At 71.9% G+C, this 19685-nt stretch carries 18 protein-coding genes and 3 tRNA genes; 5 read left to right on the forward strand and 16 right to left on the reverse strand.

Annotation, left to right across the window (positions count from 1 at the left end; genetic code table 11):
• Window positions 1–90 precede the first annotated feature (90 nt).
• The 5 genes from DEJ03_RS02645 to DEJ03_RS02665 form a co-directional block, all read right to left on the reverse strand.
• Window positions 91–164 (reverse strand) — tRNA-Met (locus DEJ03_RS02645).
• A 32-nt stretch (window positions 165–196) separates the two neighbouring features.
• Window positions 197–268, reverse strand: a tRNA-Thr gene (locus DEJ03_RS02650).
• Window positions 269–361: 93 nt separating this feature from the next.
• Window positions 362–1519 (reverse strand): M23 family metallopeptidase, encoded by a 1158-nt coding sequence (locus tag DEJ03_RS02655; protein WP_110863401.1) that lies wholly within the window; start codon window positions 1517–1519, stop codon window positions 362–364.
• 148 nt (window positions 1520–1667) lie between these two features.
• Window positions 1668–2498 carry an inositol monophosphatase family protein gene (locus DEJ03_RS02660; protein WP_110863402.1) on the reverse strand — a complete coding sequence of 277 codons (831 nt, stop codon included), beginning with the start codon at window positions 2496–2498 and terminating at the stop codon, window positions 1668–1670.
• A 58-nt stretch (window positions 2499–2556) separates the two neighbouring features.
• Window positions 2557–2641 (reverse strand) — tRNA-Tyr (locus tag DEJ03_RS02665).
• Between the two features lie 162 nt (window positions 2642–2803).
• On the opposite strand from DEJ03_RS02665, the gene DEJ03_RS02670 reads away from it, so the two are divergent.
• Together DEJ03_RS02670 and cls are read left to right on the forward strand one after the other, a co-directional pair.
• A complete protein-coding gene (locus DEJ03_RS02670) occupies window positions 2804–3292 on the forward strand; it encodes a YajQ family cyclic di-GMP-binding protein (RefSeq protein WP_017888627.1) in 489 nt (162 codons plus the stop codon).
• A 33-nt stretch (window positions 3293–3325) separates the two neighbouring features.
• Window positions 3326–4786 (forward strand): cardiolipin synthase, encoded by a 1461-nt coding sequence (gene cls, locus DEJ03_RS02675; RefSeq protein ID WP_110863403.1) that lies wholly within the window; start codon window positions 3326–3328, stop codon window positions 4784–4786.
• Window positions 4787–5176: 390 nt separating this feature from the next.
• Here the strand turns inward: cls and DEJ03_RS02680 are convergent, their stop codons facing one another.
• The 4 genes from DEJ03_RS02680 to DEJ03_RS02695 all read right to left on the reverse strand — a co-directional run bounded on the left by DEJ03_RS02680 (window position 5177) and on the right by DEJ03_RS02695 (window position 9653).
• Window positions 5177–6292 carry a heparan-alpha-glucosaminide N-acetyltransferase domain-containing protein gene (locus tag DEJ03_RS02680; RefSeq protein WP_110863404.1) on the reverse strand — a complete coding sequence of 372 codons (1116 nt, stop codon included), beginning with the start codon at window positions 6290–6292 and terminating at the stop codon, window positions 5177–5179.
• 5 nt (window positions 6293–6297) lie between these two features.
• Entirely contained in the window at window positions 6298–7671 is a 1374-nt protein-coding gene (locus DEJ03_RS02685) for an FAD-dependent oxidoreductase (protein WP_110863405.1), read from the reverse strand.
• 82 nt (window positions 7672–7753) lie between these two features.
• Window positions 7754–8830, reverse strand: coding sequence for a polyprenyl synthetase family protein (locus DEJ03_RS02690; protein WP_027466355.1), 1077 nt, complete (start codon window positions 8828–8830; stop codon window positions 7754–7756).
• A 31-nt stretch (window positions 8831–8861) separates the two neighbouring features.
• Window positions 8862–9653: a demethylmenaquinone methyltransferase gene (locus DEJ03_RS02695; RefSeq protein ID WP_071406309.1), complete on the reverse strand. Its 792-nt coding sequence runs from the start codon at window positions 9651–9653 to the stop codon at window positions 8862–8864.
• An 86-nt stretch (window positions 9654–9739) separates the two neighbouring features.
• On the opposite strand from DEJ03_RS02695, the gene DEJ03_RS02700 reads away from it, so the two are divergent.
• Window positions 9740–10999 carry an isochorismate synthase MenF gene (locus DEJ03_RS02700; RefSeq protein ID WP_110863406.1) on the forward strand — a complete coding sequence of 420 codons (1260 nt, stop codon included), beginning with the start codon at window positions 9740–9742 and terminating at the stop codon, window positions 10997–10999.
• Between the two features lie 44 nt (window positions 11000–11043).
• Here DEJ03_RS02700 and menD read toward each other — a convergent pair whose 3' ends face one another.
• Both menD and DEJ03_RS02710 read right to left on the reverse strand, forming a co-directional pair.
• Window positions 11044–12792, reverse strand: a complete 1749-nt coding sequence (menD, locus tag DEJ03_RS02705) for a 2-succinyl-5-enolpyruvyl-6-hydroxy-3-cyclohexene-1-carboxylic-acid synthase (RefSeq protein ID WP_110863488.1) — start codon at window positions 12790–12792, stop codon at window positions 11044–11046.
• The gene (locus tag DEJ03_RS02710) at window positions 12785–13144 is read right to left on the reverse strand and encodes a PLDc N-terminal domain-containing protein (RefSeq protein ID WP_071406307.1); all 360 of its coding nucleotides are present in this window, start codon (window positions 13142–13144) and stop codon (window positions 12785–12787) included. The genes menD and DEJ03_RS02710 overlap by 8 nt, the downstream gene beginning before the upstream one ends.
• Window positions 13145–13208: 64 nt before the next feature.
• Between DEJ03_RS02710 and DEJ03_RS02715 the strand changes: the two genes are divergently transcribed.
• A complete protein-coding gene (locus tag DEJ03_RS02715; protein ID WP_071406306.1) occupies window positions 13209–13544 on the forward strand; it encodes a DUF4229 domain-containing protein in 336 nt (111 codons plus the stop codon).
• A gap of 45 nt (window positions 13545–13589) precedes the next feature.
• Here the strand turns inward: DEJ03_RS02715 and DEJ03_RS02720 are convergent, their stop codons facing one another.
• Genes DEJ03_RS02720 through DEJ03_RS17660 form a run of 4 tightly spaced genes read right to left on the reverse strand, consistent with a single transcriptional unit; the run spans window position 13590 to window position 17277 of the window.
• Window positions 13590–14591 (reverse strand): 1,4-dihydroxy-2-naphthoate polyprenyltransferase, encoded by a 1002-nt coding sequence (locus DEJ03_RS02720; RefSeq protein WP_110863407.1) that lies wholly within the window; start codon window positions 14589–14591, stop codon window positions 13590–13592.
• A 40-nt stretch (window positions 14592–14631) separates the two neighbouring features.
• Window positions 14632–15771 (reverse strand): AMP-binding protein, encoded by a 1140-nt coding sequence (locus DEJ03_RS02725; protein WP_110863408.1) that lies wholly within the window; start codon window positions 15769–15771, stop codon window positions 14632–14634.
• Window positions 15771–16700, reverse strand: a complete 930-nt coding sequence (locus DEJ03_RS02730; RefSeq protein WP_071406303.1) for a 1,4-dihydroxy-2-naphthoyl-CoA synthase — start codon at window positions 16698–16700, stop codon at window positions 15771–15773. The genes DEJ03_RS02725 and DEJ03_RS02730 overlap by 1 nt, the downstream gene beginning before the upstream one ends.
• Before the next feature lie 31 nt (window positions 16701–16731).
• The gene (locus DEJ03_RS17660) at window positions 16732–17277 is read right to left on the reverse strand and encodes a hypothetical protein (RefSeq protein ID WP_139196600.1); all 546 of its coding nucleotides are present in this window, start codon (window positions 17275–17277) and stop codon (window positions 16732–16734) included.
• 118 nt (window positions 17278–17395) lie between these two features.
• Between DEJ03_RS17660 and DEJ03_RS02740 the strand changes: the two genes are divergently transcribed.
• Window positions 17396–18388, forward strand: coding sequence for an o-succinylbenzoate synthase (locus DEJ03_RS02740; RefSeq protein ID WP_110863409.1), 993 nt, complete (start codon window positions 17396–17398; stop codon window positions 18386–18388).
• A 273-nt stretch (window positions 18389–18661) separates the two neighbouring features.
• Here the strand turns inward: DEJ03_RS02740 and ccsB are convergent, their stop codons facing one another.
• Window positions 18662–19681, reverse strand: coding sequence for a c-type cytochrome biogenesis protein CcsB (gene ccsB / locus DEJ03_RS02745; RefSeq protein WP_110863489.1), 1020 nt, complete (start codon window positions 19679–19681; stop codon window positions 18662–18664).
• Window positions 19682–19685: the final 4 nt, after the last annotated feature.

Genomic DNA, 19685 nt, shown 5'->3' on the forward strand with positions numbered 1-19685 from the left:
CGCGACGGGTGGGCCCCGGCAATCGAAGTGGGGCCGGCAACAGAGAAGGCCCCCTGACCCAGGGGATCCTGGACGAGAGGGCCTTGCGTGTAGCGAGGGCGGGACTTGAACCCGCGACCCCACGATTATGAGTCGTGTGCTCTAACCAACTGAGCTACCCCGCCAGAGATCCGGAGCGGCACGCGCACCGGGTCGGAGCCCCGAGTCAGGATTGAACTGACGACCCCCTCCTTACCATGGAGGTGCTCTACCACTGAGCTATCGGGGCGATGTACCGCGAGCGGCACCACACGAGGATAGCAGACCTCCGACGCTGCTCCGGAACCGGACGAGACGCCCGGGCGTGCCGCGTCGCGGGCCCCTAGTTCGCGTTGGTCTTGAGCCACGCCAGCGGGTCCACCGGGACCCCGTCGACGTGCACCTCGAGGTGCAGGTGCGGGCCCGTGGAGTTGCCCGTGCTGCCGACGAGACCGAGGATGTCGCCGACCTCGACGTGCTGGCCGGTGACCACCTTGAAGGAGTTGTCCTCCATGTGGCCGTAGACGCTGACGAACTGCTTGCCGTCGACGTCGTGCTCGACCCAGACGTCGTTGCCGAAGCCGCCGTCGTTCGCCTGCACCTTGATGACGGTGCCGGCGGCGATGACGCCGATCGGGGTGCCCCCGCCCGGGGCGAAGTCGACGCCCATGTGGTTCGTCGAGCAGAACGAGCACCCGGCGACCTGGCGTCCGCCGAAGCCCGAGGTGATCGGGACACCGGTCAGGAACGGCCACTGGATCGTGCCGGTCGGGTCGTTCGTGAAGCTGGAGGAGTCGACGTTCGCGTACTGCGTGGCGTCCGAGACCGTGAACTGGTCGCGAGCGGTCGACCCGTCAGCAGCGGCACCGACCTGCATCGACTGGGTGGCACCCGAGCTGGCACGGGCCGCGGTCGAGCCGGACTCGGGCACCCAGAGCGCCTGGGCCGGCAGCGAGGTCGAGACGACCAGGCCGGCCGCGAAGAGCAGGGCACCGACCGCGGTCACACGGGAGGCCGACCGGCGGAACGACGCACCACGCTTCGGGGCCGGTGCGCTGACGGGGGTGCTGGAACGGATGTGACGGGTCGCGCGGTCGACCGGGGTCTTCGTGGCCGGACGGCTGGTGCGACGACGCGACGCGGGGACCTGCCCAGCGACCCGACGCGGCTGCGACACCGAGGCGGCGGGAGCGGCCGGCTGCGCGTGCACGACGGGCGAGGTGGGGGCCGGCGGCGTCACGATGCGGGACGCCGGGCGCGCGGGCGACGCCGGTGCGAGGTCGATCGGTGACACGGGGGCCGCGGGGGTTCCCGGCGTGACCGCACCGATCACGTCGTCGAAGCTCGGCCCCGCCGAGCCCTGCGCCTCCTGCACCACGCTCGAGCCCTTCGCCGCTGCTCGTTCCGCCTCGATCCGAGCGCGTCGGGTCTGGTGGACGACCGGGGTGGCGGCGTCGACGGAACCGTCGGTGGGAGCGGACGACAGAGGAGTACGGGGCATGCGTGCGGTGGCGATCCTGATCAGAGAAGGGCTCACTCGTTGGTAACGAGCAGATAACGGGACCTGAGCACGCTAGCAGGCGAGGTCGCAGGTCGCCAGTCGTGGTGATGTCCTCCCGGCGCCCCCAGACCTGGGGACCGGCGCGTCCTCAGGCCCGCACGGCTCCGAGCGCACCGGCCTCGAGCCCACGCACCAGGGCCTCGAGTTCGTCGGCGACGGCGGAGCTCGCGAACAGGAAGGAGCGGGTCCCCCCGGCCTCCCAGATGCGGATCGTCGCGCCGGCCTCCTGCGCGACGAGGGCCCCGCCCGCCATGTCCCACGGGTTGATCCCGCGCTCGTAGTACGCGTCCACCACGCCCGCACCGACGGCGCAGCAGTCGAGCGACGCCGCTCCCCCACGGCGGATGTCCCGCACCTCGCCGATGAGCCCGGCGAGCACCGCGACCTGCTCGCGGCGACGGTCGGCCGTGTACCCGAACCCGGTGGCGACGAGCGTCTCGGCGAGCGAACCGGGCGTGGCGACGGACAACGGCTCCCCGTCACGGGTCGCACCCTGGCCGACGGCCGCGCGGAAGACGGTACCCGTCGCCGGCGCCACGACGACGCCCGCGATCGGTTCCCAGGTCATCGGGTCGGGTGCGCCGCGGACGACGCCGATGCTCACGCCGTACTCGGCGCTGCCGTACAGGTAGTTGACCGTGCCGTCGATCGGGTCCACGACCCAGGTGATGCCCGAGGCACCGGAAGCCGACCCGGACTCCTCGCCGTGGAAGGCGTCGTCCGGTCGGGCCTCGGCGATGCGGGCGCGGATGAGCGCCTCGACCTCACGGTCGGCGGCCGTGACCACGTCGACGATGCTCGACTTCCGGTCCGCGACCTCGACCCCCTCGGCGCGGCGGCGTGCGGCCAGCGCCGCTGCGTCACGGGCGATCGACTCGGCGAGGTCGGCGAACTGGGACGGGGTGAGGTCGGATGCCATGCACCCATCCTCCCGGAAACACCATCGGCCCCGTCCGCAGTGGACGGGGCCGATCAGATGGTGGCAAGTGAGGGATTCGAACCCCCGAAGGCTACGCCGGCTGATTTACAGTCAGATCCCTTTGGCCGCTTGGGTAACTTGCCATGCGCACCCAGCCGGTGTGATCACCAACCGAAGGCGCGCACAAAAGCATAGCGGATGGCTGACGGTGGTCGTGACCATCGGCCCTGGACGCGACCACGCACCCACCAGGGCCCGCGCACGGGGGCCGAACCCGGCCTCCCGTCCGCCGTTAGGCTGTCGGCATGGCAGACAGTTCCTTCGACGTGGTCAGCAAGGTCGACAAGATGGAGGCGGAGAACGCCCTCAACCAGGCGGCCAAGGAGATCGAGCAGCGGTACGACTTCAAGGGCGCCGACGCCTCGGTCGCGTTCAGCGGCGAGGACGTCCTGATCAAGGCGAACTCGGAAGAGCGCGCCAAGGCGGTCCTCGACGTGCTGCAGAGCAAGGCGATCAAGCGGAACATCAGCCTGAAGAGCCTCGACGCCGGCGACCCGTACCCCTCGGGCAAGGAGTACCGCATCGAGGTGAAGTTCAAGAACGGCATCGAGCAGGACGTGGCGAAGAAGATCGGCGCGTTCCTGCGGGCCAACGCCCCGAAGACGGTGAAGAGCCAGATCCAGGGTGACGAGCTCCGCGTCTCGTCGAAGAGCCGTGACGACCTGCAGAACACGATCCAGCTCCTCAAGGGTGAAGAGTTCGACGTCCCGTTGCAGTTCATCAACTTCCGCTGACCCGCGGCCCCTGCGAACGACACCCGACACCCCGTGGAGCACTGGCTCAGCGTCGTCATCACCGTCCTGCTCGTCCTGCTGGACCTGGCGATCCGCGTCTTCTCGATCATCTACGTCCCGATCAACCGGAAGCCGCAGACCGCGACGGCGTGGCTGCTCGCGATCTTCCTCATCCCCTACATCGGCTTCATCGTCTTCCTGGTCATCGGGTCGACGAAGCTCCCCCGCGCCCGTCGCGAGAAGCAGACCGAGATCAACGCGTACATCCTCGAGCAGACCGAGGGCATCGAGCGGGTCCGGCGCGACCACCCGTGGCCCGCGTGGCTCGAGAGCGTCACGCGGCTGAACCGCCAACTCGGCGCGATGCCGTTGGTCGGCGGCAACTCCGCGGAGCTCTACCCCGACTCCGAGGAGTCCATCGCCGAGATGACCCGCGCGATCGACCAGTCCCGCCGGTTCGTGCACGTCGAGTTCTACATCGCGACGCTCGACGACACCACGCGCCCGTTCTTCGAGGCGCTCGCGCGGGCGCAGGCCCGTGGGGTGACCGTGCGGTTCCTGCTCGACCACTGGGCCAGCCGCGGGTACCCGGGCTACAAGGACACCCTGGCGTTCATGGACCAGGCGGGCATCGAGTGGCACCTGATGCTGCCCCTCCTGCCACTGCAGGGCAAGTTCCAGCGCCCCGACCTCCGCAACCACCGGAAGATCATGGTGATCGACGGCTCGGTCGCGTTCACCGGCTCGCAGAACCTGATCGACGCGTCGTACGACATCAAGTCCCACATCGAGAAGGGCATGGTCTACAAGGACCTGTTCGCCCGGTTCGAGGGACCGGTCGTCGCCGGGCTCAACGCCCTGTTCGTCACCGACTGGTACAGCGAGACCGACGAGCTGCTGCTGCGTGAGAGCGACCCCGTCCAGCGGGCCGACCGCGGCGATGCGCTCGACTGCCAGGTGGTGCCGTCCGGCCCGGGCTTCGACGGCGAGAACAACCTGCGCCTGTTCAACGCGCTGCTCTACTCGGCGCAGCAGAAGGTCTCGATCACGTCGCCGTACTTCGTACCGGACGACTCGATGCTCTACGCCATCACCACGACCGCCCAGCGCGGGGTCGACGTCGAGCTGTTCGTCGGCGAGATGGGCGACCACGCGATGACCTGGCACGCGCAGCGCTCCTACTACGAGGAACTCCTGCGGGCCGGCGTGCGGATCTGGCTGTACCGCGCGCCGACGATCCTGCACGCCAAGCACTTCACCATCGACGACGAGGTGTCGGTGATCGGGTCGAGCAACATGGACATGCGCTCGTTCAGCCTGAACCTCGAGGTCTCCGTGATGGTGCGCGGTCACCGCTTCGTCGATGCCCTGCGCGAGGTGCAGGACTCCTACAAGGAGCACAGCTTCGAGCTCACGCTCGACGCGTGGGTCGACCGTCCGCGACGTTCCAAGGTGCTCGACAACGTCGCGCGGCTTACGGCGGCGCTGCAGTAGCCGTCTGGAGGCCCGTCGCAGCGTGCACCGTCGCGCCGTCGCACCGTGCGTCGTCCTCCACCCGGTGCGACCTTGGCCGCACCGTGCGTCGCGACAGCGGGGCACCCGGCGAGCAAGCCCGCGGCGAACGGACAACCCTGCACCGTGCGGGGCGTTCCGAGCCGGTTCAGGATGCCGTGCGCCACGCGTCGCACAACCAACCACGCACGGTGCGGACGGGAGGCGCGGGTCGCCTCCGCCGCGCACGGTGCGTCGTCCTCCACCCGGTGCGACCTCGGCCGCACCGTGCGTCGCGACAGCGGGGCACCCGGCGAGCAAGCCCGCGGCGAACGGAGAACCCTGCACCGTGCGGTGAGCGTTCCGCGGCCGGTGCGGGTCCGCCAGGTGCGCTCAGCGCATCGGGACGAGGGACGCCACGGCCCCGACCACCCGCTCGAGCGGGCCGCGGCCGAGGAACCGCCGCCACAGCATCGCGAAGACCACCGAGCCGAGGGCGAACCAGCCCCAGGCCTCGGCCGACTCGGGGTACGTCGGCAGCATCGCGATGACCACGAGGTGCCCCGAGTACACCGTCAGCGGCATCGACCCCACGGCCGCCAGGGGGAACGCGATCCGCTCGGCGACGCGCCCGCGGCCGTCGAACACGAGCAGGCAGAGGGCGATCACCGCGACCGCCACCCCGGCCGTCCCCACCACGTCGACGACCGACGACGAGTGGTCGCGCGGGGACAGGAACAGCTGCGCGAGGGCCTGACCGGGGGTCGAGTCCTCGCCCGCGTACGGGACCCCGGGGAACGCCAGGGCCGCGTCGTCCGGCAGCGGGGCGAGCACCGAACCGGCGACGTACGCGGTGGCGGCGACCAGTGCGCCTGCCACCAGGAGCGCGACCTGCCGGCCCCGTTCCTCCAGGTCGGCCCGGGCGACCGCGAGCCCCACCAGGACGTACGCCAGGAAGGTGACCACGGGGTAGACCAGGCCGAGCTGGACGCCGATCATGCCGGCGTCCGCGTAGGCCGGCGCGATCGTCAGCGCGGCGAGCGGCGACAGCACCGCGCAGAGCGCGGCGATGCCGAGCAGCGCCGCCGGGCGGACGCGGAGCACCGGGACCACGAGCAGGAACAGCACCCCGTAGGTCGGCAGGATCACGTACACGGGGGTGTCGAGCGCCATCAGGGCGAACCCGATGACGACGACCACCACGGCGCGGATCGCGAGCCGGGCACGGATGCGGCCGATGATGGGCGGGCCGGGCGGGTCGGTGCGGCCGCTCGTCAGACCGATCGAGACGCCGGCGAGGACCGCGAACAGCGTGGACGGGCGCCCGTGGGCGACGGCGGTCCAGGTGGCCGGGTCGGTCCAGTCGAGCTGCTCCGCGATGCCACCGATGTGTGCGGCCATCATGCCCAGCAGCGCGACCGCACGGGCCACGTCGACGCCCTGCAGCCGCATCCCTGACGTGGACGCGCCCCGCACCGCTGTGAACGGGACGGGGCGCGTGTCGGTCATGGTCGTCAGCTCGTCGGGGTGTCGACGCGTCCGAGCGAGACCTCGATCATCTCGTCGCGCGGCACCACCTTGATGCGCTCGCGCCCGTCGACCGCACCGAGCGCCTGCTCGTGGGTGTCGAGGTGGTGCCAGCCCTCGAGGTCGGTGTACTCGACACCGCGCTCGCGGAGCAGGGCCGGGATCGCCTCGTCGGAGGGGTCCTCAGGGGTCCACCAGCTCGCCTGGTCGTTGACGATGTGCTGCACGGTCTCCATCGCGTCGGACTTCGTGTGCCCGATGAGCCCGACCGGACCGCGCTTGATCCAGCCGGTGGCGTACACCCCGGGGATCTGCTGGTTGTCGTCGTCGAGGACCTGGCCCTCGTGGTTCGGGATGACACCGTGGCGCTCGTCGAACGGCACACCGGGCAGCGGGGAACCGAAGTACCCGACCGCGCGGTAGGCGGCCTGGATCGGGATCTCGCGGATCTCGCCGGTGCCCTCCACGCCGCCCTCGCCGTTCGGACGGGTGCGCTCGTAGCGGATGGCGGTCAGCTTGCCCTGCTCGTCGCCGACGAACTCGATCGGCTTCGCGTAGAAGTGCAGGTGGAGCCGGCGGCTGGCCTGGCCGACCTCGCGCGTACGCCACTGCTCGAGGACACGGTTGATCACCATGACCTGCTTGTTCGTCGCGATCGCGGTCTTCGACGCCTCGTCGTGGTCGAAGTCCTCGTCGTAGACCACCATGTCGACGTCACGGACCTCGCCGAGCTCGCGGAGCTCGAGCGGCGTGAACTTCACCTGTGCCGGGCCGCGGCGGCCGAAGACGTGCACGTCCGTGACCGGCGATGCCTTGAGGCCCTCGTAGACGTTCGCGGGGATCTCGGTCGGCAGCAGGTCGTCGGCGTGCTTCGCCAGGATGCGGGAGACGTCGAGGGCGACGTTGCCGACGCCGATGACCGCGACGCTCTCGGCGTTCAGCGGCCAGGTGCGCGGGACGTCGGGGTGGCCGTCGAACCAGCTCACGAACTCGGCGGCGCCGTACGAGCCGTCGAGGTCGACACCGGGGATGTCGAGGTCGGCGTCCTTGATCGCGCCGGTCGAGAACACCACCGCGTTGTAGTGCTTCTTGAGGTCCTCGAGGGTGATGTCCTCGCCGTAGCGGACGTTGCCGAACAGCCGGACGACCCCGCGGTCGAGGACGTCACGCAGGGCGTTGATGATGCCCTTGATGCGCGGGTGGTCGGGGGCGACGCCGTACCGGACCAGACCGTAGGGCGCGGGGAGCTGCTCGAACAGGTCGATCGACACGTCGTAGCCGTGGGCCTCGCGCAGCAGGATGTCCGCGGCGTAGATGCCGGCCGGGCCGGCGCCGACGATGGCGAGTCGGAGGGTGGGCACTGATCGTCTCCAGTTCGTTCGGGTGGGGGTTCCCGGGGGCCTCCCGACCGGGCCGCAGTGCGTGCGCCGTCGGGAGGGGTGTTCAACGGCTTCGGTCGACGACGGAGTCCGCGAAGCGGGTGAGTGCCCGTTTCACGGTGCCGTCGGGGAGCGGGGCGAGGGCGGCGACGGCTTCGCGGGCCCAGGCGACGGCGACGGCTCGGGTCGCCGCGGTGGCCTCGTGCTCGCGGAGCGCGGCGACGGCCGACTGGTACGGCGCGGAGTCGACCACGTCGTCCGGCGCACCGTTGACGTCGCGCTCGATGCGCTCGACCAGGTGCTGCGCGGACGGGTCGGTCGCGGCCATCCGGCGCAGCTGCAGGACCGGCAGGGTGTCGACGCCGGCGCGCAGGTCGTTGCCGGCGATCTTGCCGGTCTTGTCCGTCGCGGGGGCGAGGTCGATGACGTCGTCGACGAGCTGGAAGGCCACGCCGACCTTCTCGCCGAAGGTACCGACGGCGTCGAGGTAGGCACGGTCGGCACCGGAGAACATCACTCCGGCGCGTGCCGCGGTGGCGATGAGCGAACCGGTCTTGTCGCTGAGTACCTGGATGTAGTGCTCGAGCGGGTCGTCGTCCGGCTGCGGCCCCGTGGTCTCGTGCAGCTGCCCCATGCAGAGACGTTGGAAGGTCTCGGCCTGCATCCGGATGCCCTCGGTGCCGAGGTCGGCGGTGATCAGGCTGGCGCGGGCGAAGAGCAGGTCGCCGGTGAGGATCGCCACGTTGTTGCCGTAGGTGATCTGCGCGGCGGGGACCCCGCGGCGCACGGGCGCTTCGTCCATGACGTCGTCGTGGTACAGCGACGCCAGGTGCGTGGTCTCGATGCTCACCGCGGCCTTGACCACGGCGTCGGTCACGCCGTCACCGAGCTGGGCGATGAGGAGCGTCAGGGTCGGACGGATGCGCTTGCCACCGGCGGACAGCAGGTACCGGCTGGTGGTGTCGGCCAGGGTGTCGGTGGAGCGCATGGCGTCCTCGAGCCCCTGCTCGACGAGTTCGAGCCCGTCGTCGACCGCGGAGATGAAGCGTCGGTCGGCGGGCGTGGCGAACAACCGCTCGCCGATGCCCAGCGATGCGCGCAGGCTCGGCGCGCGACGTGCGACCGGGACGCTCGGATTCAAGTGCTGCTCCGTCTTCGGGGGTGGTGACCGGTCAGTCGGCGGCCGGGTCGACGCGCGGCTGCTCGCCGGTGTTCTGGTGGTCACGGCGGGCCTTCGCACGCCGTGCCGCGGACTCGCGCACCGTGTCGGCGACGGGCTTGCGGCCACGGTGCAGTGCGACGATACCGGCCGTCAGGTTGCGGTAGGCGACCACCGAGAAGCCGACACCGCGGAGCCACTGGGTGAGCACCTGCTGGTCGGGCCACGCATCGATCGACTCGGCGAGGTAGCGGTAGGCGGCCGGGTTGCTGCTCGAGAGCCGCGCGATGCCCGGGAGCACGCGCTTCAGGTAGGTGCCGTAGCCGAGGCGCAGCAGGGCGCGGGGCGGCGTCGAGAACTCACAGATGACGACGCGGCCACCGGGCTTCAGGACGCGCAGCATCTCGGCGAGCGCCTGCTTCGGGTCGTTCACGTTGCGCAGCCCGAACGAGATCGTGACGGCGTCGAACGTGTCGTCGTCGAAGGGCAGCTGCTCGGCATTGCCCTCGACGAAGGTGATCTCGGGGTGGCGTTCGCGGCCGACGGCGATCATGCCGGCGGACAGGTCGAGCGCGGTGACCTCGGCGCCCTTCTTGGCGAAGGCCGCTGCGCTGGTCCCGGTGCCCGCGGCGATGTCGAGGACCTTCTCGCCGGGCTGCGGGTCGACCGCGCGGACCGTCGCGACACGCCACAGCGGGGCGTTGCCCGCCGACAGGATGTCGTTCGTGAGGTCGTACTTGGCCGCGACGTCGTCGAACATCGCCGCCACCTCGTCCGGGCGCTTGTTCAGGTCCGCTCTGCTCACACGATCAATCCTAGAGGTCCCGACCGAGCGTTCACCGGACCCGCAGCCACCCGGGCGGTGCGGGATCGGCGCGTAGCATCGGAGCCGTGACCCGAACCACCACGGCGGCGCCCCCGCTGACGGTCTCGACCCGGATCCTTGACGACCCGGGCGCCGTCCTCCGCCACACGCTCCGCGACCGTCCCCTCGCCTTCGTCCGGAACGGCGACGGCATCGTCGGCATCGGTGAGGCGCTCCGGTTCACGTTCACCGGTCCCGATCGGATGCGGGACGCCGCGGCCCTCTGGCGCAGCATCGTCGAGACCGCCGTCGTCGACGACCCGGTGCAGCTGCGCGGTTCGGGGCTCGTCGCGTTCGGGTCGTTCGCCTTCGCCGACGACTCCGCCGACGAGAGCGTGCTCATCGTGCCCCGGGTGGTCCTCGGTCGGCGTCGCGGCAAGGCCTGGCTGACCGCGATCGACACCACGCGCGGCGCGGAGCCCCTGGCCTTCACCCGGACCTCGGTCCCGGTCCCCCACGTCGGGCCGCACGTGTCCGTGGCCCTGCGTCCCGGGCACATCGACGAGGACACCTACGCCGCCAACGTGACCGAGGCGGTCCGCCGCATCGTGGCCGGGGGTGCCCGCAAGGTGGTGCTCGCCCGCGACCTCGTCGGGACGCTGCCGCCGGGAGCCGATCGACGGGCGGTCCTGCTCGACCTCGCGTCGGCCTACCCGCAGTGCGTGACCTTCGCGGTGGACGGACTGGTCGGCGCCACCCCCGAGACCCTCGCCCGCACCGACGGCACACGGTTGACCGCACGGGTGCTCGCCGGCAGCGCCGCCCGGGGCACCGACGAGGTGTCCGACCGGGCCGCCGCCGAGGCCCTGGCCAGCAGTGCCAAGGACGTCGAGGAGCACACCTTCGCGATCGACAGTCTGCTCGCGGCCCTCGCCCCGCTCGCGACGGACCTGCGCGCCGACGCCGAACCGTTCCGGCTGCAGCTGCCGAACCTGTGGCACCTGGCGACCGACGTGCAGGCCACGCTGCCGCCCGACACCACGTCGCTGGACGTCGCCGACGCCCTGCACCCGACGGCCGCGGTCGCCGGGACCCCGACGGACGTGGCCGTGCGGCTCGTCGCCGAGCTCGAGGGCGTCGACCGGGGCCGCTACGCCGGGCCGGTCGGCTGGATGAGCGCGACGGGCGACGGCGAGTGGATGCTCGCGCTCCGCAGCGCGCGGATCGACGACGACGGCACCGTGCGGGCCTGGGCGGGGGCCGGGATCGTGGCCGGTTCGGAGCCGGCGCGCGAGGTCGCCGAGACGGCCCTGAAGTTCCGGCCCATCGCCGACGCCCTGGCCTGAGGCAGGCGCGCGATCCGCGCGGGCGCGCAGTCGCCGGTCGCCGGTCAGTCCGCCAGCGGGACCTCGATCACGACCCGCTCGGCGGGGTCGGTGAGCACCCGCTCGAGGTCACCCCACGTCGCCGCCCGGCGGTACTCCCACCCGAGGCCCGTGACGACACGCTCGACGTCGACGTGCTGCGGGGTCGACATCATCCGCCGCATGTCTGCCTCCGGCGTGGTCTTCGCCACCTCGAGCCCGCGGAAGATCGCGCCACCGTGGTCGTTGCCGACGACGACCTGCACCCGGTGGACACGTTCCTCGGTGCCGGTGACGAACGCTCCGAGGTCGTGCAGCAGCGTCAGGTCGCCGAGGAGCACGCGAGTGGTGCCCACCGAGGCCGAGGACTGTTCGAGCGCCGCGGCGATGCCGAGTGCGGTCGAGACGGTACCGTCGATGCCGGCGAGGCCGCGGTTCGCGTGCACCCGGATCTTCTTGCCGAGCACCCGGGCATCGGCTTCACGGATGAGCTGCGATGCCCCGAGGACCAGCCGGTCGTGCGGCCAGGTCACCCCCCAGACGGCCTCGGCGAGCATGGCGCGGTCGACGGGTCGGCGACGGAGCGCGACCTCGTCACGAAGGAACTTGTTCCGCTCGGCTCGGTCGGCGGAGCGCTTGGCGTCGAGGTCCGGGCCGGCGTCGCCGTCCCCCAGGATCCGCCGGCTGGAGCCGACCCAGCGGCCGACCCACGCGCGGTGCTCCGGCCGGGTCCGGCCCGCCACGCGGACGTCGGACACGAAGGTGGTCGCGGCGTCCGGTCGGGAGGCGCGGGCCGGGTCGAAGGGGTCGGCCGCCGGTCCGCGGACCACGATCGTCTCGACCCCGTCGCGCTGCAGGAGCGCGGGGATCTCCCTGCTGAGGGTCGGGTGGCCGAGCACGACGGCCCGGCGGACCGCTCCGCCGTGGTCCGGGTCGCGCAGCAGTTCGCGGTAGGCCACGACCAGGTTGCGGCCGAAGCGCGCGCCGCTCGAGACCTCGGCGAGGAGCGGCGCCCCGAGTTCCCAGGCGATCCGCTCGGCGTCCTCGCCGGCGTCGTGCCCGGCGATGACGACGGTGCCCGGTTCGTCGTCCGGGGCGAGTTCGGCGACCGGGAGACCGGTGTGTGCCCGGCGGGTGGCGAACGCCAGGTCGACCTCGTCGTCCGGCACGGGGCTGACGTGCTCCGGGGCGAGCCCGGCGGACAACGGCTCACGGAACGCGACGTTGAGCTGCGCGGGACCGGGCTGCCCGGTGTGCCCGGCTGCGGCGGCGACCGCCTGTCGGGCGAGGGTGCGCAGGGTGTCGCGGACCGAGGCGTCGACGCCGTGCGCCGACGGGGCCTCGACGTCGCGGACGAAGGCGACGGCCTGGCCGAAGATCCCCGGCTGGACGGTGGTCTGGTTGCTGCCGATGCCGCGCAGTTCGTCGGGACGGTCGGCGCTCAGCACGATCATCGGCACGCCGGAGTGGTGCGCCTCGAGCACGGCGGGGTGCAGGTTCGCCACCGCGGTGCCCGACGTCGTCACCACCGCTGCGGGTCGGTGCGTCTCGACGGCGAGCCCGAGTGCGAAGAACCCGGCGGTCCGTTCGTCCAACCGCACGTGCACGGTCAACCCGCCGGCGCGCTCGAGGGCGACTGCCGCGAGGGCGAGTGCCTGGGAACGCGAACCGGGGCTCACCACGACGTCGGTGACGCCGGCACGCACGAGTTCCTGCAGGAGGGCGAGCGCGGTGTCCGTCGCCGGGCTGCCCGAACCGGCGGGCCCGTCAGCGATCGGTGCGGCCGTCGTCGTCGCGCTCGTGGAACTGGTCTTCGAGGTCTCGGAGGGTCGCGTCGTCCTGGTCCTTGTCCGTGAGGGTGGTGCCCGGCTCCGGCGTGGTGCCGAGGAAGTCCGGGTCGTCTTCGGGTCCACGGTAGCGGGCCGACGCACCGGGGTCGGCCGCCGGGGTGCGGCCCAGCAGGAACCAGAGCACGCCACCGAGGACGGGCAGGATGATGACGAGCAGCAGCCACACGCCGCGACGCAGGGAACGGACGCGCTGACGCGGCATCGTGCCGCAGTCGATGGCCGCGTACACCGTGAAGGCGACGGCGGCCACGGCGACGATCAACCACAAGCGGACCATGCGGTGAAGTCTAGGTCGCGACCCTGTGATGCCCCTGCCGGTCGGCGCTCCGTAGACTCACCGTGTGAAAGCGTGGCTCCTGTACACCCTGGCTCGGCTCGGCATCTTCGTGGTGGCGCTCGTGCTCCTCCTGCTCCTGACGCCGATGCCGTGGTACTGGGCGACGATCGTGGCCGCCCTGGTGGGCCTGCTCATCTCGTACATCGCCCTGTCCGGACTGCGCACGCAGGTGGCCCTGAGCCTGGCGAACCGCCGCGGTACCCCGGAGCGGGACGCCGACTCGGACTTCGAGGACGACTTCGTCGACGCCGCCGACTCCGACGCCACGGCCACCCCGACCGTCCGTCCGGTGTCCGACGCGGACCGGCACGAGGCGCGCCGGGACACCGACGCCGACTGACTCCGAGCGCGAGGGCGGGGCCGTCCGGTCGAGCAGCCGGAACGGCTACGGCTGGACGGCCAGGGTGATCCCGAGCACCACGCCGAAGGCGAGCGAGGCGAACGACGACAGCTGCAGGGCCGTGATGAGCTCGCGGGGCTTCCGTGACGACACCCCGATCGCCAGTGCCGGCAGCGCCAGCAGCAGCGAGAAGTACGTGAAGCCCGTGCGGAAGTACAGCAGCACGAACCAGAGCAGCACGACGTACGGCAGCATCAGGAACAGGCCGTACAGGACGCGGGCCACCGGACGGCCGACGACCACGGCGAGCGTGCGCTTGCCCGCCAGCTGGTCCTCGTCGATGTCGCGGATGTTGTTCACCATCAGGACCGCGCAGGCGAAGAAGCCGGCGGCCACCGCGGCTGCCCAGCCGCTGACCGTGACCTCGCGGATCTGCACGAACTGGGTGCCGAGCACAGCGACCAGCCCGAAGAAGACGAAGACGAAGACCTCGCCGAGGGCGTTGTACCCGTACGGCTTCTTGCCACCCGTGTAGAACCAGGCGGCGACGATGGCGGCTGCCCCCACGAGCAGCAACCACCACAGCTGGGTGAGCAGCACGATGACCAGGCCGGCGACCGCGGCCAGGCCGAAGAACGTCAGGGCGACGGTGAGCACGGTCCGGGGCTTGGCCAGACCGGCTCCGGTGAGTCGTGCCGGGCCGACGCGGAACTCGTCGGTGCCGCGGACCCCGTCGGAGTAGTCGTTGCTGTAGTTCACACCGATCTGCAGGAACAGCGCCACGGCCAGGGCGAGCAGCGCGACGGCGAGGTGGCCGTCCTTCGCCAGGTAGTCGCCGAAGTCGCCGGGCTCCCCGCTGTCGACGAACGCGACGGCGGTGCCGAGCACGACCGGGACGACACCGAGGGTCAGGGTGCGCAGGCGTGCGCCGCCGATCCAGTCGCGTGCGGTCGCCTTCCGCTTGGTGCGGGCGGGGGCAGCGGCCTTCGCCGGGTTGCCGGACCGGCCCTGCTTCTGCGTCGAGTTCTTCGTTCGTGCCACGAGCACCGATCATATTGCCGATGCGCCGCCCGGCCGCTCGCGGTCCCTACGAGCGGCCCGGGTCGACGAGCGCCTGCACGGCCCGACGGTCGGGCTTGCCCGACGACAGCATCGGGATCCGGTCCAGGACGACGACGTCCGCCGGACGGGCGGCACGGCCCAGGGTGGCCCCGACGTGCGAACGCACGGCATCGAGGTCGAGCGGCTGCTCGGTGACGACGACCGGGACCTCGCCCCACTCCCCCGCCGAGCGCCGGGCGACGACAGCGGTCTCCTGCCCGGGCAGCCCGCGGACGAGCCGTTCGACCGCACCGAGCTGGACCTTCTCGCCGCCGGAGATCACCACGTCGTCGAGGCGTCCGAGCACGCGGACCACGCCGTCGGACAGGGCCGCGGTGTCCCCGGTCCGGTACCAGCGCAGCCCGTCCCGCTCGACGAAGGCCGACGCCGTGCGGGCATCGTCGTCCAGGTACCCCTCCGCGAGCATCGGCCCCGCCAGGTGCAGCTCGCCGTCGACCAGCGCGGTGCGCACCGTGCCGAACGGGACGCCGTCGTAGACGCATCCGCCGCTCGTCTCGCTCGCACCGTACGTCGTCACGACCCGGACCCCGGCGTCGAGCGCACGCTGCCGGAGCGGCGCCGGGGTGGCCTGCCCGCCCACCAGGACCGCGTCGAACCGGGCGAGCGCACGGGTGGCGTCCGGGTCGTCGAGGACCCGGGCGAGCTGCACCGGCACCAGTGAGGTGTAGCGACGCGGTGCGGCCGGACCGGTGACGAGCCGTTCTGCGGCCTCGGTGAACGCGGCGGCCGCGAAGTGCCCGGGTGGCACGACGACGGGTTCGGTGCCCGCGGTGATCGAGCGGGTCAGGACGTTGATGCCGGCGATGTAGTGCGTCGGCAGCGCGAGCACCCAGCGCCCGGGCCCACCGAGTGCCGCGTCCGCCGCGGCGGCACCGGCGAGGAGCGCCTCGGACGAGAGCGCCACGCGCTTGCCGGTGCCGGTGGACCCGCTCGTCTCGACCACCAGGGCGACCGCCTGCCGGACCTCGGCCGGAGGTGGCGTCGGCAGTGCCGGTGCCCCCTCGGCGACGGGGAGCAGTGCGGGGCCGCCGGCGAGTGCTGCCTCCAGGCCGCGCAGCACGGCCGTCGGGTCCGACGTACCGGTCGCGACCAGCGGACGGGGCATCAGTAGTGCCAGGGGAACGCGGTCCACTCGGGAGCGCGCTTCTCGAGGAACGAGTCGCGACCCTCGACCGCCTCGTCGGTGCCGTAGGCGAGCCGCGTCGCCTCGCCCGCGAACACCTGCTGGCCGACCATGCCGTCGTCCACGGCGTTGAACGCGTACTTGAGCATCCGGATCGCCGTCGGGGACTTGCCGAGCACGATCTCGCCCCAGCGGATCGCCTCGCGCTCCAGGTCGGCGTGCGGCACCACGGCGTTCACCGCACCCATCTCGTACGCGCGCTGGGCGGAGTACTCCTGCGCGAGGAAGAAGACCTCGCGGGCGAACTTCTGCCCGATCTGCTTGGCGTAGTAGGCGCTGCCGTAGCCGCCGTCGAACGAGCCGACGTCGGCATCGGTCTGCTTGAACTTCCCGTGCTCGGCGCTCGCGATGGTGAGGTCGCAGATCGCGTGCAGCGAGTGCCCACCGCCCGCAGCCCAGCCGGGGACGACCGCGATGACGACCTTGGGCATCATCCGGATCAGCCGCTGGACCTCGAGGATGTGCAGCCGCCCCATCGATGCCTGGGCGGCCGCGGGGTCGACGCCCTCGGGCGGGGCGCCCTCGTCACCGACGTACTGGTAGCCGCTCCGCCCCCGGATGCGCTGGTCGCCGCCGGAGCAGAACGCCCACCCGCCGTCCTTCGGGCTCGGGCCGTTGCCGGTGAGCAGCACGACGCCGACACGGGGGTCCTGCCGGGCGTCGTCGAGGGCGCGGTAGAGCTCGTCGACGGTGCGCGGGCGGAAGGCGTTGCGGACCTCGGGACGGTCGAAGGCGACCCGGACGATGCCCTTGGAGACGTGCTTGTGGTACGTGATGTCGGTGAACTGCTCCGCGATCGGAGCGGTGGTCCAGACGTCGGGGTCGAACAGGTCGGAGACGGGAGCAGCCATGCTCCCAACGTACCGCCGGGCGTCTGGCGGGTCAGGCGCCCATGTCGGTCAGGATCTCCGGCGCGACGAACACCATGATCACGATGAGGATGACGGGGTTCGCGAAGAACGCCAGGACGACCCCGACGGCGCCGTACCAGCGTCCGAACGAGCCGACGGCGGCGACGAACCCGAGCACGGCGGCGACGAGCGTCAGGAACACGACGACGAAGCAGATCCCGAAGGCGAAGTTCGTGTCACCGCCCATGAACACGGCGAAGGCACTGGCGTCCACAGCGGCGGACACCACGGCCAGGCCGAGGGCGATCTTGCCGACGACGGGGTTGCGGCGCTTCGTGCCACCCGTCTGCCGGACGTCGACGGTGTTGCGCTGCATGAGGCGGGCGAAGTCATCGGAGTCGCGCCCGGGAGCCGCCGCGGATCGAGCACCCGCTGCCGGGCGGGTCGCCGCCGCGGGTCGGGCTGCAGCTGCCGGACGAGCCGACGCTGCCGGGCGTGCAGCTCCGGCGCTCGACGGGTCGGACGGGCGCTGCGATGCGCGCTGCTGTGCTGCGCGCTGCCGCGGATCCACCGCCACCGAGCCTCCCTCGTTCCGGGTCGTTCCCCTGCCGACCGAGGCCGACCGATGCATGCTAGTGCCCTGCCCTGGCGGTCCCCTCCGAGGATCCGGCAGGGCCCCTGGGTGCGGTGGGAGGATGGCGGACGTGCTCCCCGACCTCGCCGATCTCCTCGCCGACGCCCACGTGGTGGCCCTGCCGATGCGCATGCGGTTCCGCGGCATCACCACGCGCGAGGCGGTCGTGCTGCGCGGACCCGCCGGCTGGACCGAGTTCTCGCCGTTCGTCGAGTACGACGACGCCGAGGCCGCCGCCTGGCTGCGTGCCACCGTCGACTTCGGGTGGACGGACCACGAACCGGCCGCCGACTCCGTGCCGGTCAACGCCACCGTCCCGGCGATCGCCGCCGACGACGTCGCGGACCTGCTCGCACGGTACCCCGGGTGCACCACCGCCAAGGTCAAGGTCGCGGAGCCCGGCACGACCGTCGACGACGACGTCGCCCGTGTCGCCGCGGTCCGCCGGGTGATGGGGCCCGAGGCCGCGGTCCGGGTCGACGCGAACGGGCTGTGGAGCGTGGAGCAGGCCGCCGCGGCACTCGAGCGGCTCGCACCGTTCGACCTGCAGTACGCCGAGCAGCCCTGCGCGACGGTGCCCGAGCTCGCGGAGCTCCGGTCGCGGATCGCCGGCCTCGGCGTCCGGGTCGCCGCGGACGAGAGCGTCCGGAAGGCGAGCGATCCCCTCGCCGTCGCCCGGGCCGGCGCTGCCGACGTCCTGGTCGTGAAGGCCCAGCCGCTCGGGGGGATCACCGCGGCCCGTGCCGTCATCGCCGACGCCGGGTTGCCGTGCGTCGTCTCCAGTGCGCTCGACACCTCGGTCGGGCTCGGCATGGGAGCGTTCCTGGCCGCCGCGGCGATGACGCCCGGGTACGCCGCCGGGCTCGGGACGGCGGCCATGTTCGCCGGGGACGTCACGACCGATCCGCTGCTGCCGGCCGGCGGTCGGGTGCCGGTGCGCCGCGTCGACGTCGCGCCGGAGCTGGTGGAGCGGTACGCCGCGTCGCCGGAGCGCACGGCGTGGTGGCGTGCGCGGGTGGCCCGAGTGCACGATCTGCTCGCAGCTGCCGGGTAGCGCGCCCGCCGCGTCCTCACGAGACGCCGCCGTCTCCGGAAGACGCCGGCGTCTCAGTTCGACGCCGGCGTCTCCCTTCGGCGCCGCCGAGTCATCGAGACGCCGCCGTAATCAGCGGCGTCTCACCGACGAGGCGGCGTCCCACCGACACGACGGCGTCTTCCTGGCCGTGCACGCACCCCGGACGACGGACGGGAGGCACGGCGCCAGCTGGCACCATGCCTCCCGTCCGGTCGTGGTCGCGACCAGGGCCGCGTCAGCGACCCGCGTGACTCACAGACCCGAGTAGCTGTGCAGGCCCTTGAAGAAGACGTTCACGACCGAGAAGTTGAACATCACCGCGGCGAAGCCGATGAGGGCCAGCCAGGACGACCGCGCACCGCGCCAGCCACGGGTCGCACGAGCGTGGATGTAGCCCGCGTAGACGACCCAGATGATGAAGGTCCAGACCTCTTTCGTGTCCCAGCCCCAGTAGCGGCCCCAGGCGCGCTCGGCCCAGATCGCACCGGCGATGAGGGTGAACGTCCAGAGGACGAAGCCGACGAGCAGGACGCGGTAGGTCAGGACCTCGAGCCGGTCGGCATCGGGCAGCGTCGCCATGAAGCGGAGCTTGCCGGAGGCCGTGCGGCCCTGGCGGTACGTCTGCACGAGCTGCGCCACCGCGAGCCCCGCGCCGAGCGCGAAGAACCCGGTGCCGGCGATCGCCACGAACACGTGGATGACCAGCCAGTACGACTGCAGGGCCGGCTGCAGCGGGACGACGGGGACCCAGTAGTTCACGGTCGCGATGCCGAGCAGGATGATCGTCAGGCCGGTGATGAAGACGCCGAGGAACTTCAGGTTCTGCCAGAACTGCACGAGCAGGAAGATCAGGGTGATCAGCGCCGTGCCGGTCAGCGAGAACTCGAACATGTTGCCCCACGGCACGCGGTCGGCCGCGATGCCGCGGAGGACGACCGAGGCGACGTGCAGGACGAGCGCGAGGATCGTCATCGCCATGCCGACGCGCTCGAACTTCGTGCCGCGGCCGGCGGAACCGCCCGACGGCGGTGCGGCGACCTGCTCGAGCACGACGGTGCCGCCGCGGACGGTCGCGACCGTCTTCGCGCCGGGTGCTGCCGCAGCGCTGGCCGCGTCGGCCGAGCTGTCGTCGGCGCCCGCGTTCTTCGCGGCGGCCGTGACGTCGCCGGAGCGTTTGGCCATGTCGAGGGCGAACGAGATGAACGCGACCACGTACACCGCCATCGCGGAGTACGTGAGCACGACCGAGTAGGTCGCGAGGTTCGTGGTCATGTCG

Origin of the sequence: Curtobacterium sp. MCLR17_043 (assembly GCF_003224215.1) — a bacterium.
GTDB lineage: Bacteria > Actinomycetota > Actinomycetes > Actinomycetales > Microbacteriaceae > Curtobacterium > Curtobacterium flaccumfaciens.